We start from the raw sequence: 14,403 nt of genomic DNA, 5'->3' as shown, positions 1-14,403 counted from the left end.
GGGGTGGTGCGGCGAACGGCGGATCCCCTGCGGCGCGGTGGTTCCCGGTGGGCGCGGCGGCCGGTGGGCGTTCGCGCCGGGCTTTGTCGCGCCGGGTCCGGCCGTGTCACGTTCGCCGTGCTCGCGGCGATGAGGTAGGTGCATCCCGGACGGACAGAAAGGTCGGCGTCCTCATGAGCCAGCCCGGTGTGGACACGCACCAGCCCAACGCTGTTGCCGTGCCGACGGTTGCCGATGTCGACCGGATCGTCGCCCACGGCGAGCCCGTCGTCCGCAACCTGATGATCACCCACTGCTACCACGAGCTGTCCCGGGCGCTGGCCGCGCTGACCGGCGGCTCGGCGAACTGGTGCACGTTCGCGGTGTGGGCGTCCAAGCAGGTCGGTCGGACCATCCGGCAGGAGGACCTGGCGCGGGCGCTGGAGCGACTGCTGGGGTCCTCGCCCGAGGCGACCGCCGGCGTGGACCTGGTGGTCGAGAGCCTGCGGCGCGCCGTCCCCCGGCACGCGGTCGACGGCGTCGCGCGGCTGGTGCGCCGGACCGTGGTGGAGACCGCGCGGCTGGACGCGGTCAGCGAGGCGGCGGCCCGGGGCAACCTCAAGGTCTTCGTGGAGATCGCCCGCGAGTTCGCCCGCTTCCTGGCCGAGTTCGCCGACGGCGACACCGACGGCGACGGCGACGGCGACGGCGACGGCGACGGCGACGGCGACGGCGACGGCGACGGCGACGGCGACGAGCAGCGGATCGCGGAGTTCTGCGACGCGCTGCTGCCCGGCGAGCCGCCCGGCGGGCAGCGCTACCTCCGGCAGGCGTTCGCCCGCTACCACCAGGCGATGCGCGCCGACGACCCGAAGCAGCGCGCCGAACTGCTGCTGCTGGCCAACGTCGAGATCGGCCTGCACGAGCAGACGCGGCTGCAACCGGAGATCACCGCCGCGCTGGAGGGCCCGCTCGTCGACCCCCGCGAGCTCGAACGCCGCCTGTTCGCGCTGCTGCTGCCGGGCAACCGCGTCCTGCGGTGGCTGCGCCTGGCGCTGCTGACCGCCTTGGGCCGGCGGGGTCCGGTGCGCGCCGCCGGCGAGCGGCTGGCCGCCGACGCCCGCGCGCTGGCCCGGCGGGCGGTGACCGAGCACCTGATGACGCTGGCGCTGCCCGGCGGCGAGGTGCTGGACCTGAGCCGGGACCTCACGGCGGGGTTCCCGCCGCTGCTGGCGCGGTTGTCCCACCCCGAGCTGCTGGCGCTGCTCGGGCACGTCGACCCGACCGGCGACAGCGTGCTCGGCACCGCCGCCCGCGACTGGTCGGACCTGCCCGACCGGATGCACTACATCGCGGACATGTTCCGCTGCCACGCGCAGCGCGGCGACCTGCTCGACCCGCCGTTCACCGACGACCAGGTGGCGGCCATCGCCGAGGGGCGCCGCCCGGCCGGGCGGCTCTGACCCGCCGTCCGGGCTCTTCGTCCGGGCCGGCGGGCCCGTCGGCCCGGACGAGGCGGCGGCCCCGTCTGGCGGGGCCGCGCGCGCCGGGGTCAGCCCTCCAGGCTGCCGGTCACACTGGCGGTGCCGGCGCTGCCCGGCGAGCCGCCGCCACCGGTCTGCGTCACCAACCGCCCGTCCACGGTGGCCGTCGCGGCCAGCGTGCCGCCGCTGTGCCGCATGACCAGCTCCCACTCGTGGCGCCCGGAGCCGCGCGGGATCGTGACCGTCCGCGTCCAGGGCAGCTGCACCCCCCGTTCCTCGGTGGACTCCCCGTCGAGCGTGAGGACCAGGGAGGTGAGGACGGCCGTGCCGATCACCTCCAGCACCAGCACGTGCTGCTCGGCCGCCCGGCTCGACGACGTCGCCGGGGCGGGGGCCGGCGACGTCGGTTCCCCGCACGCGGCGAGCAGGTTCGCGGCCAGCGCCGCGGCGACGATCGTCCGGGTCATGCCGGGTAGTGAACCCCCGATCCGCGGGGACCGGTCCCGGTGAGCGCCCACCCGCGTGATCACTACATCGAGTGACGCTCTCCGGTGCGCCGGTCCTCGGCGGGGCATAGTGCTGGGTGTCCGCGGGCCCGGAGGGACCCCGGACGCCCGTGACCCGCCGGCGTGAGGTGCGCGCATGACCGTGTTCGACCCCTGCGGCGAGGCGATCGCCGCCTGCCCGGACCCGCGCGCCGGCGGGGGCCGCACGCCATGACCTCCGCACCGGTGCTGGGCACCGGCCGCCGGTGGGCCGCCGCGCTGGTCGTGTGCTCCGGCATCTTCCTGCTGGGCCTGGACTTCACCGTCCTCAACGTCGCGGTCCCCGACCTGCAGCGCGACCTGGGCCCGTCGGTCGCCCAGGTCCAGTGGGTCGTCGACGGCTACGCGCTGGTGCTGGCCGGCCTCGTGCCGGCCACCGGCGCGGTGACCGACCGCCTCGGCCGGCGGCGCGCGTTCGTCGCCGGGCTGGCGGTGTGCGGGGCGGCCGCGGCGTGGGGCGCGTCGTCGTCCCACGCCTGGCAGCTCGTCGCGGCGCGCGGCGGCATGGGCGCGGGCGCGGCGCTGCTGATGCCCGCCACCCTGTCGATCATCACCACCCTGTTCCCCGAGCCGGGGCCGCGCCGCCGGGCCATCGCCCTGTGGACGGCGGCCGGCGGCGTCGGCGGGATGGCGGGGCCGGTCGTCGGCGGGTGGCTGGTGGAGGTGTTCTCGTGGCGGGCCGGGTTCTGGGTCGCGGTGCCGCCGGCCGCCGCGGGGATCGCCGCCGCGCTGCTGGTGGTGCCGGAGTCCCGCGCGGCCGGGGCGGGGCGGGTGGACGCGCGGAGCGTCGCGCTGTCGGCGACCGGCCTGGTGGCGCTGGTGTGGGCGATCATCGAGAGCCCCGCGCGCGGCTGGACCAGCCCGCCGGTGCTGACCGCCTACGGGGTGGCGGCGGTGCTGCTGGTCGCGTTCACGCGGCGGCAGGCGCGGGTCCGCGTCCCGGTGCTGCCGCTGCCGCTGCTGCGCCGGCCGCGGATCGGCCTGAACGCGGTGGCCCTGGCCATGATGTCGTTCGGCCTGTACGGCGCGCTGTTCCTGACCACCCTGCACCTGCAGGGCGTGCTGGGGCACAGCCCCTGGGAGGCCGGGGTGCGCACGCTGCCGCTGGCCGTCGCGCTCGCGGCCGGCGCGGTCGCCGCGCCGCCCCTGCTGGCCCGGCGCGGCGAGCGGATGCCGGTCGTGGCGGGCCTGGCCGTCGTCACCGGCTCCTTCATGCTTCTGTCCACTGTGGACGCTTCTTCGGGGTACCCGCCGGTGCTGGCCTTCCAGCTCGTCGCGGGCTTCGGCGCGGGGCTGGTGGCCACCGCGGGCACGGAGGCGGTCATGGGCGCGGTCCCGCCCGACCGCGCGGCCCTCGGCTCGGCGATCAACGACGTCACCCGCCAGGTCGGCGCCTGCCTCGGCGTCGCCGTCCAGGGCTCGGTCCTGACCGCGGTGTCCGCGCCGCGGCTGCGCGACCTGCCGGCCGGCGCCACCTTCCTGGACGCGTGGGCGGCGGCCGAGCGGCTGCCCGAGCCGGCGCGCGCCCGCGTCGTGGCGACCGCCCGCGAAGCCTTCGTCGCCGGCCTGACCACCGCGGCGGTGATCGCCGCCGCCGTCACCCTGACCGCCGCCGTGCTCGCGTGGTGCTTCCTGCCCCGCGCCGCCGCGTGAACCGGGCCGCGTGAACCGGGGGGCCGCCGACGGGCGCGGTCGACTTCACCGCGCGCCCCGTGACAGGGTTGGGGCATGAGACCCGGGCACTGCTCCACCACCCCCGCCGAAGACCACCCGCGGACCGGCGCCGTGCGGGGCGCGGACCGCACCTCCCCGGGCCGCGGGGCGGTGGGGCGCACGGCTTCCGGCGACCGGCCGCGCGAGGGCTCCCGATGAGCCGGGGTGTGCTGGTCACCGGCGGCAACCGCGGCATCGGCGCGTCGATCGCCGCGGCGTTCCGCGACCTGGGCGACGACGTGGTCGCCCTGTCCTCGGCGGAGGTGGACCTGGCCGACCCGGCGGCGATCGCCCGCGCGGTGGCGGCGGCGGTCGACGCGCTGGGCTCCATCGACGTGCTGGTCAACAACGCGGGCCTGGTGGAACTCGGGTCGCTGACCGACAAGTCCTACGAGCAGTGGCAGTCGCTGTGGCGCCGCACGTTCGACGTCAACGTCTTCGGCGCGGCCGACATGTCCTACTGCGTCGCCAGGCACATGATCGAGCGGGGCGTGCGCGGGCGGATCGTCAACGTCGGCTCGCGCGGGGCCTTCCGCGGCGAACCGGACATGCCGGCCTACGGCGCGAGCAAGGCGGCGCTGCACTCGATGGGGCAGTCGCTCGCGGTGTCCCTGGCGCCGCACGGCATCGCGGTGGCGTCGGTGGCGCCGGGCTTCGTCGCGACCGACCGGGTGGCCGACCTGGTGACCGACGACGTCCGCCGCCAGAGCCCGTTCGGCCGGGTCGCGCGGCCGGAGGAGGTCGCAGCCGCGGTGGTCTACCTGGCCTCGCCGCAGGCCGAGTGGGCCTCGGGCGCCGTCCTCGACCTCAACGGCGCCTCCTACCTGCGCACCTGACGGCCCCGCGGAGGCCGGTCCGCCGCGCGGCGGAGCACGTCCGGCAGGGGTCTTCGGCGGGAACCGCCGCCATCCGTCGGAGGTGTGGCCGCGGCCCGGCGGTCGTGCGGTCGAGGTCGGCGGCCACGGGGCCCGCCCGGGGTGGACACCACCGCCCGGACCCGACCGGTGCGGCCCTGCCGCCCCGGAGGGCCGCCGGACGACGACAGCGGGAGGGCCGGACCCCCGACCCTCCCGCCGCCCTACCCGCGTCGCCCCCGCGCCAGGACCCGCCCGACGCCGTACCAGGTGGCGCCGAGCACGACCAGCAGCAGCGGGAGCGCGCCGGGTTCGCCGTCGGCCAGGATCTTCAACCCCATGAGCACCAGGCCGACCGAAGCGATCGTCAGGGGTGCGAGCACTCGCACTTCCGCCTCCTCCACCGCGTTCCCGGCGGCCGTCCGCCGGTCACCGGTTCGCGTCGTCACGGGTCAGTCGCAGCAGGCCGAGCAGCAGCGCGCCGCCGGCCCAGCAGAGCAGGGTGGTCACCGAGGACGCCCGCGTCATCCCGGGCACCTCGCCCAGGAGCAGGAACGCCCCGCCCGACCCGGGCAGCAGCCGGGCCAGCGCCGAGGTCCACTCGTAGCCGAAGTTCGGCAGCACCAGCGGGAGCACCAGCATCAGCAGGAACACCGCGACCAGCGTGCCCGCGGTGTTGCGCAGCAGGAAGCCCAGCCCCACGGCGAGGGCGGACCCGGCCGCGAGGACGAACGCGACGGTGGGCAGCACCGCCAGACCCCGGTCCGGCGAGAGGTCCAGCACCGGCCGGGCCACGACGAACGCCGTGCCGGCGGAGAGCAGCGCCAGCAGCGCGCCCAGGACCGCGGCGGAGCCCACCGCCACGGTCGTGCGGGCCAGGAAGAGGACCGCGCGCCGGGGCGTCCACTGGCAGCTGGGCACGATCCCGCCGGTCGCGTAGTCCGACGTCACCGCGGTGAGGGCCAGGGCCAGGAAGGCGAACTGAGCCGGCAGCACGGGGACCGCCGCCATCGCCCAGGCCGAGGCCCCCTGGGGCGCGTCGGTGCCCGATCCCGCCTCCACGCCGGCGATGGTGGCGATCCCGACCATCGCCGCGGCCCCCGCGGCGAGGAACCACCACGTGGCCTTGACCGTCCACAACCGCGTCCACTCGGCGGCGCAGGTGCGGGCGAACACCCGTGCGGCGGTGACCTCGCGCACGGCGGGAGCCGTCGCCGTCACTTCGCCGCCCCGGTCGTCGGCACGGGCTCCGCCGGGCGGCCGTGGTACTCCACGCTGCCCTCGGTCAGCTCCAGGTAGGCGGCTTCGAGGGAGTGGCGCTCCGCCGAGAGGTGGTGCAGCGGGATGTGCCGGGAGTTGGCCAGCTCGCCCACCTCCTCGGCGGTGGCGCCCTCGACCCGCACCTCGCGGGCGTCGGCCCGCTCGGCCGGGAGACCCCGTTCCCGCAGGGCGCCCAGCAGCCGGTCCGGCTCGGGGCTGCGGGCGAGCACCCGGACGCGGCCCAGCCCGTCGAGGATCTGCCCGGTCGTCGCGTCGGCGATCAGCCGGCCGCGGCCGATGACGACCAGGCGGTCGGCGATCTGCTCCATCTCGCCGAGCAGGTGGCTGGAGACCAGCACGGTGCGCCCCTCGTCGGCGAGTTGGCGCAGCAGGCCGCGGATCCACCGGATGCCGTCGAGGTCGAGCCCGTTGATCGGCTCGTCGAACAGCAGCACGGCGGGGTCGCCGATCAGGGCCGCCGCGATCCCGAGGCGCTGCCGCATCCCCAGCGAGTAGCCCTTGACGCGGCGGCGGGCCGCGCGGTCGAGCCCGACCCGCTCGATGACCTCCTCCACCCGCCGCCGCGGGATGCCGTTGGACCGGGCGGCCACGCGCAGGTGGTCGCGCCCGGTGCGGCCGGGGTGGGCCGAGCCGGGGTCGAGCAGCGCGCCGACCTCCCGCAGCGGTTCGGCGAACGCCGCGTACGGCCGCCCGTTCACCAGCGCCTGCCCCGAGGTGGGCCGGTCCAGGCCGAGCACCACCCGCATCGTGGTGGACTTCCCGGCGCCGTTGGGCCCGAGGAACCCGGTGACCTTCCCCGGTTCGACGTCGAAGCTCAGGTCGTCCACCGCGAGGACGTCGCCGTAGCGCCTGGTCAGGCCGCGGACCGCGATCACCGGCGCCCCTCGTCCCCGTCGCCGGGCGCCGGGGCGGCGGCGACCGGCAGCCCGGCCTCGTCCTCGACCCACTCCAGCAGGTCGCCGGGCTGGCAGTCGAGCACCCGGCACATCGCCTCCAGGGTGCTGAACCGCACCGCCTTGGCCCGACCGTTCTTCAGCACCGCCACGTTCGCCGGCGTGAGCCCCACCCGCTCGGCGAACTCCCCCACGCTCATCTTGCGCTTGGCCAGCTCCACGTCGATGCGCACGACGATCGGCATCAGATCACCGCTTCCATGTCGGTGCGCAGCGCGGTGGCCTGCCGCAGCAGCGCGCGCATCACGACCATCAGCAGGCCCAGCGCGGTGACGCCGGTGGTCAGCAGCAGCACCAGCAGCGGCAGACCGGGGTCGTCCCAGGTGAACACGAGGAAGGTCATCACCCCGACCAGCCCCGCCCACGCGGCGGCGATGGCCCACACGATCACGTCGACCCACTTCAGGGCGGCCTCGCTGAAGATGCGGTCGTTCTGCACCAGGGTGAGCAGCCGCCAGGTGGCCACGATGACCACCTGGACGCACAGCACCCAGAACACCGACACGGCGGTCATCGGCCACCGCAGGTAGGCCAGCTCCGGTGACTCGTGGGCCATGTGCGCGAACTGCCCGGGCAGCGACATGACCTGGAACAGGACCAGGATCGCGAACAGCAGCACGAGGAAGACTCTGAGAGCGGGAACCGCCCGATGCTCTGCGAACATGTATCGAGTATCGCTGCCTACCTATCGAATGTCAATCGAAACCTATCGTGGCACGGGGAGGCTCGACGGCGCTTGGCCACCGGCCCGGCGGTGGCCCCCGAGGGGGCGCAACGTCCACAGAGACTGGTCACTTCGGACTCGATGAGGCAGATTGCCCGGTAGGGGCGTCGAATGCGCCCCCACCGTCCAGCCGCCCCCGGACCGGAGGACCACCCGTGACCGAAACCCAGTACCACGACCTCGGTGACTTCACGTTGCAGCACGGCGCGACCCTGCGCGGCGCACGGCTCGCCTACGCGACCTACGGGACGCTGAACCCCGAGAAGTCCAACGCCGTGGTGTACCCCACCTGGTACTCCGGCCGCCACTGGGACAACGAGTGGCTGATCGGCCCGGACATGGCGCTGGACCCGGACAAGTACTTCGTCATCGTGCCCAACATGCTCGGCAACGGGCTGTCGACCTCGCCGAGCAACACCACGGGCGGCTACGCCGGGCCGCGCTTCCCGAACGTCACCTTCCACGACCAGGTGCGCGCGCAGCACGACCTGGTGACGCGGCACTTCGGCATCGAACGCCTGGCGCTGGTCACCGGCTGGTCGATGGGGGCCGGGCAGACCTACCAGTGGGCGGTCAGCCACCCGGAGATGGTCGAGCGCATCGCCCCGTTCTGCGGCTCGTCGCGGACCAGCTACCACAACAAGGTGTTCCTGGAGGGCGTCAAGGCCGCGCTGACCGCGGACTCCGCCTTCGCGGGCGGCTGGTACGGCGACGCCCTCCCGACCGTCGGCCTGCGCGCCGCCGCCCGCGTCTACGCCGGGTGGGGCTTCTCGCAGGCGTTCTACTGGGAGAAGGAGTACGAGAAGCTCGGCCACACCTCGCTGGAGGACTTCCTGGTCGACTTCTGGGAGGGCTTCTTCCTCGACGGCCGGGACCCGAACAACCTGCTCGCCATGCTGTGGACGTGGCAGAACGGCGACGTGGGCGCGACTCCCGGCTTCGACGGGGACACGGTGGCGGCGCTGGGCTCGATCCGCGCCACGGCCGTCGTCCTGCCCGCCGAGAAGGACCTGTACTTCCCGCCGGAGGACGAGGCGTGGGCCGTCGGCCACATGCGCGACGCCGAGCTCCGCGTCATCCCGGGGACCTGGGGCCACTTCGCCGGGCACGGCAGCAACGAGCCCGACACCCGGTTCATCGACACCGCCCTGCGCGAGCTGCTCGACCGCCCCGGCGGCCTCGGCTGACCGCCCCGCCGCCCGCGCGGGTCCACTGTGGACGCACCCGGGCGGCGGGGGCGGCAGCCCCGGAAAACCGGTGGCGGACGCGGGCGGGCGACGGGTAGCGTCCGGCGCGTCCGACCGTGAACTCGTGGGCCCCGCGCCCTGGAAAGCAGGATTCATGCCCCGGCACGGGCCGAGTGCGCCTCGCCCCCGCACCTCGGCCGGGTACTGTCGCTGAGCGCTCGCGCGCGTCGGCTCCCCCGGCATCGTCCGGTGCGGCTCCGGGCTGCCCGTCCACGACGGCCCGCCCTCGGGCGAGGACCGCTCGGCCCCTCCTGCCTCCGACCGTACGAAGTACGAGATCCGGCTAGGAGCGTTCCGGGTGTCCGACACCGAGAAGAAGTCCGACCCATCCCACTCCGGCTCGCGCACGGAGACCTTCGCCTGCGTGTGGTGCGGGCTGACGGTCGCCGCGCTGGCCCCCGACGGCAAGCGGCGCAACCACTGCCCGAGCTGCCTGCACTCCCGGCACGTCCACGACCACGTCGAGGGCGGGCCGTCGGAGTGCCGGGCGCGGATGACGCCCATCTCGATCGCGGTGCTGCGCAACGGGGACTGGAAGGTCGTCCACCGCTGCACGCGCTGCGACGAGCTGACCGCGAACCGGGTGCAGGGCGACGACAACCAGCTCATCCTGATGCGGCTGGCCGTCCGCCCGCTCGCCCAACCACCGTTCCCGCTGGAGGTGTTCGGCGACCTGTGAGGTCGTCGGTGACAGGAGAAGACCATGCCACGGCACAACTCGCGGCGCACCGACCGGCGCGGCAGGCACGACCGGCGGCGGGGGCACGCCCCGCCCGGCGGCGCGTTCCGCTGCGCGGGCTGCCGGTTGGACGTGCCGCTCGACGCGCCCGGCACGGCGCACCGCAACCACTGCCCGCAGTGCCTGGACAGCCGGCACGTGGACGGCCGGGTCCCCGGCGACCGCGCGGCCGGCTGCGGCGGGCGGATGGAGGCGTTGAGCCTGTCCAGCCGACCGGACGGCGAGTGGCTGATCATCCACCACTGCCTGGTCTGCGGTGAGCTGAGCGCCAACCGCATCGCCGGCGACGACAACCCGCTGGCGCTGCTGAGGATGGCGGTCCGACCGCTGTCCGACGGCCGGGTCGCGGTGCGGGCGCTGCTCGCGCTGTGACCCAGGGCCCCGGCGTCGACCAGCCCGGTCGGCGCCGGGGTCCGGGCCGGCGGTCCCGCGACGGCGGGGAGCCGGGCCGCGCGATTCCGCAACGCTGCGGCGACGGCACGCGGAGGCCCGCCGACCTGGCGACACGAGCGGGTGAGATCGGCGTTGTGGGTCGCCGTCCGGGCGTGCGGTGCCGGCATCATCGGGCGCCGGTGGATCCCGTCGGCCCTCGGAGGGCGGCGCGGCCGGACGGACGTGGAGGACGGCTTGCCTGCTGCACACCTGCGACGCCGTGCGGGTTCCCCCGGGGCACGACGGCGCTCGCCGGAGGCCGGTGGATGCTGGGTGTGAGGGGCCCGTTCCCCGAATCGGAGCTGTGCCACCCGCTGGACCGCGCGTGGTTGCACTACGCCTTCCTGTCCTCCGACAGCGCGCACGCCGTGATCTCGAACCTGTCGGTGCTCGGCCCGGAGCGGCCGGCGGCCTCGGCGGGCGGTCCGGCGGGCGGTCCGGCGGCCGGCCGCGAGCCGCAGCGCATGGCGATCCTGCTGGTGCACGAGCCCGACCGCGGCTGGTCGACGAGCCAGTTCAACGCGGTGCAGCCCGATCGGCCGTGGTCGCCGTTCCGGCTGCCCCACCCGCACCACGCGCCCGGCCGGTTCCCGGTCGCCGCGCGGGCGGGCGCGCCGGCGGTGGACCTGCAGCTGGCGCGCACCAGCAGGCCGTGCACGTCGCGCTGCGCGCCGCTGGGGGACGACCGGCACCTGCGCTGGCAGTCCGAGCCCGGCATCCGCGGCCGGGGCGCGCTGAGCACGCCGCACGGCAAGGCCACCCTCGACCTGACGGGCTACCACGAGCGCGTGCGCGGCCGGTGGGACTGGTCCGCCCTGGGCGGCTGGGTGTTCGGCTTCGCCAACGCGCCCTGCGACGACGCGGCCGGCCCGCCGCCCTGGTCGGTGGTCTTCACCCTGCTGCTGCCCGAACGCCCGCGCGACTGCGCCGGCGGCTCGGTGGCGCTGTGGCGCGCCGGGCGGCTGCTGCGCCAGTTCCCGCGGCGCGGCGTCCAGGTCGCCGTGCACGGCGACCTGGACCGCGACCGGGTGACCCTGGTCCCGCCGCTGGCCGCCGCGCTGGGCACCGCGCCCGCCCCGCCGGTGCCCCGGCGGCTGCTGATCACCGCCCGGATGGGCGAGGACCGGCTGGTGCTGGACTTCCAGGCGTTCACCGCCGCGCGCATCGCCAGCCCGTCGGAGACGACCCTGCGCCCGTTCAGCGTGCACGAGACGCTGGGGTGGTGCGCCGTCGAGGGCGCGGTCTCCGGCCGCGAGGTCGACTTCCGCGCGCGCGGGGTCGTGGAGTACGCCGGAGGCGCGCGTGACGACTGATCCGACCGGGACCGCGGGCACCGGCGCCGGGCTGCTGGCCGACACGGTGCAGGCGCTGTCGGAGCGGGCGCCCGCCGTCGTCGCCGCCGCCGCCGACCAGCTGCGCGGGACGCGGCTCGGCCTGCACTTCCACGACGGCAGCCGGGCCACGGTGACCGTGCGCCGCAGCAGGCTGCTGGTCGAACCCGACCTGGTGGGCGAGCCGGAGGTCGAGGTGGTGTTCGACCAGCGGGCGATGAACCTGGTCTTCGACGCCCAGCGGGCCCCGGTGGAGCAGGTGCTGGCGCAGAGCCTGGACGTGCGGGGCGCCCGGGAGCGGGTGCTGGCCGTGTGGCGGGCGTTCAGCCTGCTGTCCCAGCGCGGCGCGGGCCTGCGGTTCGTGCAGCAGCTGTGGCGCGACTACCGCGAGCGCGTGCCGCGGCTGTGGGGCGACACGTCCGGCCCGGCCGCCGACCCGGTGTCCCCGCACGGCGCGGGCCGGACCGGTTGGCACGCCGTGGACTTCCTCGCCGCGCGCCGGCCGCTGCAGGTCGAGCCGGGGCCCGGGGCCGTCGTCGGCGGGACCGCGACCGCACCGCCGCGCCTGCTGTGGGACGGCCGCGACGGCCGCGGGTGGTGGGAGACCACGCCCGTCGGCGACGCGGACCTGGTGGAGACCATGCGCTCCTGCCGGGAGCGCACCAACCGGGAGATCGACGCCCTGCTGCCCGACCGCGAGCCCGCGGCGCACCTGTACGACCTGATGCGCTCCTACCCGACGCGCCAGGGCAAGGGGCTGCGCCCGACCCTGGTGTTCGCCGCCTGCGCCGCGTTCGGCGGCCGGCCGGAGAACGCGGTGCGCGCGGCGGCGGCGCTCGAGCTGTTCCACAACGGCTTCCTGGTCCACGACGACATCGCCGACGAGTCCACCCACCGCCGCGGGCTGCGCACGCTCAACGCCGAGTACGGCGACGGCCTGGCCGTCAACGTCGGCGACGGGCTCAACCTGCTGGCGGTCGACGCGCTGCTGGCCAACCTCGAGACGCTCGGGCTGGCGCGGACGCTGGGGCTCATCCAGGAGGCCATGCACATGTGCCGGGAGTCCATCGAGGGGCAGGCCCTGGAGCTGGGGTGGATCCACTCCAACGCGGTGCCGCCGCGCGACGAGGACTACTTCGCCATGAGCACCAAGAAGACCGGCTGGTACACGTGCATCAGCCCGTGCCGGATGGGCGCGGTCTGCGCCGGGGTGACCGACCCCGCCGTGCTCGGCCGGTTCGACGAGGCGTTCCGGCTCATCGGGATCGCCTTCCAGATCCAGGACGACATCCTCAACCTCGTCGGCGACCAGGCGCTGTACGGCAAGGAGGTCCTGGGCGACCTGCTGGAGGGCAAGCGCACCGTCATGCTCATCCACCTGCTGCGCAGCGCGGACGCCCGCGAGCGCAAGCGGTTCCTCCGGCTGCTCGCCCGCCGCCGCAGCGCCAGGACGCAGCAGGACGCCGAGGTGCTGCTCGACGCCATGCGCCGGCACGGCTCCATCGAGCACGCCACCGAGCTGGCCGACCGGCTGGCCGCCGAGGGCGTCGAGCGCTTCGAGAACGACCTGGCCGTCATCCCGGAGAACGAAGGAAAAGCAGTGCTGCGACAGATCGCCCACTACGTCACGTCCCGACCGCTGTGAACGACCGCACCGCCTGCGACGAGTCCGCGCTGCGGGAGCGGGACCTCTCGGCGCTGCGGCTCGTGCGCACCGCCAACTCCCGGCTGCGCGCGGTGCTGTGCACGCTGGCGCGCCGGGGGGTGCTGCTCCGGCAGCGGGAACCGGAGCGGGCCCGGCAGGTCCTCTGCGCGCTCGCGCCGTGGCCGTTCTACAAGGGCGGGCAGTTCCTGTTCGACCTGCTGGAGTGGGAGGACTTCATGCTCGACGGGAACGCCCCGCCGGTCCTGTCCCACCGCGAGCTGGCCGACCTGCTGGACCCGCCGCTGCGGTGGCTGGCCGCCACCGCGACCGGAGGTGTGCCGGCGCCGCCGCCCCTGCGGCACACCGCCGCCGCGCTCGACCTGCCGCTGCGCTGGCTGGCCGCCACCGCCCGGTCGACCGTGCACGGGGTCCTGAACGACCTGGACGGGCTGCTGGCCACGGCCCGGGACGCGGAGCCCGACGACCACGCCGCGCTGCCCCCGCTGGAGAGCGGCTTCTACCTGTACCAGGACGTCGTGCTGGGGCTGTTCGACATCGGGGCCCCGCCGGCGGCCACCGGGGAACCGGCCACCGGGAAGCCGACCGCCGGGGAACCGGCCACCGGGGAGCCCGCTCCCGCCGAAGAGCCGGCTCCCCCGGACGAGGGGCCGCCCCCGCCCATCGAGGAGGTGTTCGACGTCGAGGACGTGGCGGACCTGGCCCACGACTGGACGCTGCTGGGCGACGCGACCCTCGCCGGGGCCGACGGCCTCCAGCTGACCCCCAACGAGAGGTCCAAGGCCGGGACCGCGCTGCTGAACACCCCGTTCCCCTCGAAGTCGGGGGTGTCCGTCGAGTTCGACTACTACGCCTCCGGCGGGGGCGGCGACGGCTTCGCCGTGTACCTGGTCGACGGCGCCCACGAGACCGGCGTCGGCGGCTACGGGGCGGGCCTGGGCTACTCGCGCGGCCACCGGGGCGACGTCGCCGGCGTCACCAAGGGCTACCTGGGCATCGGCTTCGACAACTGGGGCAACTTCTCCACCGCGCTGGCCGGCCCCACCGACGACGACACCCGCCGGCCCGGCAGCGTCGTGCTGCGCGGCTCCGGCGACCGCACCGAGGGCTTCCGCCGCATCCGCGGCGTGCGACCGGACGGCGGCATCGGCGCGGTGTGGGAGGACGGCGCGCGCGTCCGGGTGGTCGTCGTCGACGCCGTGGTCACCGTCCAGCTCACCCGCGGCGGCGTCACCACCACGGTGTTCGACGGGGTGGACCTGAAGACCGCCCCGGGCCAGGTCGCCGTGCCCGACACCTTCAAGCTGGGCCTGTCAGCCAGCACCGGCGACCAGACCTCCTGGCACCGCGTGCGCAACCTCGTGATCGCGATGCCGCCGAACGACGCGCCGCCCGCACCGGACCGGGTGAGGTCCGTCGTCGGCTGACCCGGCGGCCCGGGTGGCGGCACCCCTCGCG

At 75.6% G+C, this 14,403-nt stretch carries 15 protein-coding genes; 9 read left to right on the top strand and 6 right to left on the bottom strand.

All coding sequences use genetic code 11. The features are described from left to right. Nucleotides 1-173 precede the first annotated feature (173 nt). Complete coding sequence (locus JOE68_RS28920; RefSeq protein WP_204845537.1) at nucleotides 174-1,442, top strand: hypothetical protein; 1,269 nt, start codon at nucleotides 174-176, stop codon at nucleotides 1,440-1,442. Between the two features lie 89 nt (nucleotides 1,443-1,531). Here JOE68_RS28920 and JOE68_RS28915 read toward each other — a convergent pair whose 3' ends face one another. Continuing rightward, on the bottom strand, nucleotides 1,532-1,930 hold the full coding sequence (locus tag JOE68_RS28915) for a hypothetical protein (RefSeq protein WP_204845536.1): 399 nt from the start codon (nucleotides 1,928-1,930) through the stop codon (nucleotides 1,532-1,534). A gap of 249 nt (nucleotides 1,931-2,179) precedes the next feature. On the opposite strand from JOE68_RS28915, the gene JOE68_RS28910 reads away from it, so the two are divergent. Together JOE68_RS28910 and JOE68_RS28905 are read left to right on the top strand one after the other, a co-directional pair. Next, nucleotides 2,180-3,661 (top strand): MFS transporter, encoded by a 1,482-nt coding sequence (locus JOE68_RS28910; RefSeq protein ID WP_204845535.1) that lies wholly within the window; start codon nucleotides 2,180-2,182, stop codon nucleotides 3,659-3,661. 215 nt (nucleotides 3,662-3,876) lie between these two features. Further along, nucleotides 3,877-4,557 carry an SDR family NAD(P)-dependent oxidoreductase gene (locus tag JOE68_RS28905; protein ID WP_204845534.1) on the top strand — a complete coding sequence of 227 codons (681 nt, stop codon included), beginning with the start codon at nucleotides 3,877-3,879 and terminating at the stop codon, nucleotides 4,555-4,557. 242 nt (nucleotides 4,558-4,799) lie between these two features. Here the strand turns inward: JOE68_RS28905 and JOE68_RS28900 are convergent, their stop codons facing one another. From JOE68_RS28900 to JOE68_RS28880, 5 genes are read right to left on the bottom strand one after another with little or no spacing between them, the layout of a single operon-like run. Then, the gene (locus JOE68_RS28900) at nucleotides 4,800-4,964 is read right to left on the bottom strand and encodes a hypothetical protein (RefSeq protein WP_204845533.1); all 165 of its coding nucleotides are present in this window, start codon (nucleotides 4,962-4,964) and stop codon (nucleotides 4,800-4,802) included. A gap of 40 nt (nucleotides 4,965-5,004) precedes the next feature. After that, a complete protein-coding gene (locus JOE68_RS28895; protein WP_204845532.1) occupies nucleotides 5,005-5,796 on the bottom strand; it encodes a hypothetical protein in 792 nt (263 codons plus the stop codon). Further along, nucleotides 5,793-6,731: an ABC transporter ATP-binding protein gene (locus tag JOE68_RS28890; RefSeq protein ID WP_204845531.1), complete on the bottom strand. Its 939-nt coding sequence runs from the start codon at nucleotides 6,729-6,731 to the stop codon at nucleotides 5,793-5,795. The genes JOE68_RS28895 and JOE68_RS28890 overlap by 4 nt, the downstream gene beginning before the upstream one ends. Then, complete coding sequence (locus JOE68_RS28885) at nucleotides 6,728-6,994, bottom strand: helix-turn-helix domain-containing protein (RefSeq protein WP_204845530.1); 267 nt, start codon at nucleotides 6,992-6,994, stop codon at nucleotides 6,728-6,730. Before JOE68_RS28885 ends, JOE68_RS28890 begins: the two co-directional genes overlap by 4 nt. Continuing rightward, on the bottom strand, nucleotides 6,994-7,473 hold the full coding sequence (locus JOE68_RS28880) for a DUF2975 domain-containing protein (RefSeq protein ID WP_204845529.1): 480 nt from the start codon (nucleotides 7,471-7,473) through the stop codon (nucleotides 6,994-6,996). Before JOE68_RS28880 ends, JOE68_RS28885 begins: the two co-directional genes overlap by 1 nt. Before the next feature lie 215 nt (nucleotides 7,474-7,688). Between JOE68_RS28880 and JOE68_RS28875 the strand changes: the two genes are divergently transcribed. From JOE68_RS28875 to JOE68_RS28850, 6 genes are all read left to right on the top strand, one after another. Further along, nucleotides 7,689-8,720, top strand: a complete 1,032-nt coding sequence (locus tag JOE68_RS28875; protein ID WP_204845528.1) for an alpha/beta fold hydrolase — start codon at nucleotides 7,689-7,691, stop codon at nucleotides 8,718-8,720. Between the two features lie 358 nt (nucleotides 8,721-9,078). After that, on the top strand, nucleotides 9,079-9,459 hold the full coding sequence (locus JOE68_RS32045) for an RNHCP domain-containing protein (RefSeq protein ID WP_204845527.1): 381 nt from the start codon (nucleotides 9,079-9,081) through the stop codon (nucleotides 9,457-9,459). A gap of 24 nt (nucleotides 9,460-9,483) precedes the next feature. Continuing rightward, complete coding sequence (locus tag JOE68_RS28865) at nucleotides 9,484-9,891, top strand: RNHCP domain-containing protein (protein WP_204845526.1); 408 nt, start codon at nucleotides 9,484-9,486, stop codon at nucleotides 9,889-9,891. A gap of 326 nt (nucleotides 9,892-10,217) precedes the next feature. Further along, nucleotides 10,218-11,264 (top strand): hypothetical protein, encoded by a 1,047-nt coding sequence (locus JOE68_RS28860; RefSeq protein WP_204845525.1) that lies wholly within the window; start codon nucleotides 10,218-10,220, stop codon nucleotides 11,262-11,264. After that, nucleotides 11,254-12,927 (top strand): polyprenyl synthetase family protein, encoded by a 1,674-nt coding sequence (locus JOE68_RS32350; protein WP_204845524.1) that lies wholly within the window; start codon nucleotides 11,254-11,256, stop codon nucleotides 12,925-12,927. Before JOE68_RS28860 ends, JOE68_RS32350 begins: the two co-directional genes overlap by 11 nt. Beyond that, nucleotides 12,924-14,372: an L-type lectin family protein gene (locus tag JOE68_RS28850; protein WP_204845523.1), complete on the top strand. Its 1,449-nt coding sequence runs from the start codon at nucleotides 12,924-12,926 to the stop codon at nucleotides 14,370-14,372. Before JOE68_RS32350 ends, JOE68_RS28850 begins: the two co-directional genes overlap by 4 nt. The last annotated feature ends 31 nt before the right edge of the window (nucleotides 14,373-14,403 follow it).

The organism is Saccharothrix algeriensis (genome assembly GCF_016907655.1).
Taxonomy (GTDB): Bacteria; Actinomycetota; Actinomycetes; order Mycobacteriales; family Pseudonocardiaceae; genus Actinosynnema; species Actinosynnema algeriense.
The sequence above is the reverse complement of the archived record's forward strand: the minus strand, read 5'-3'. Positions and strand labels throughout refer to the sequence as shown.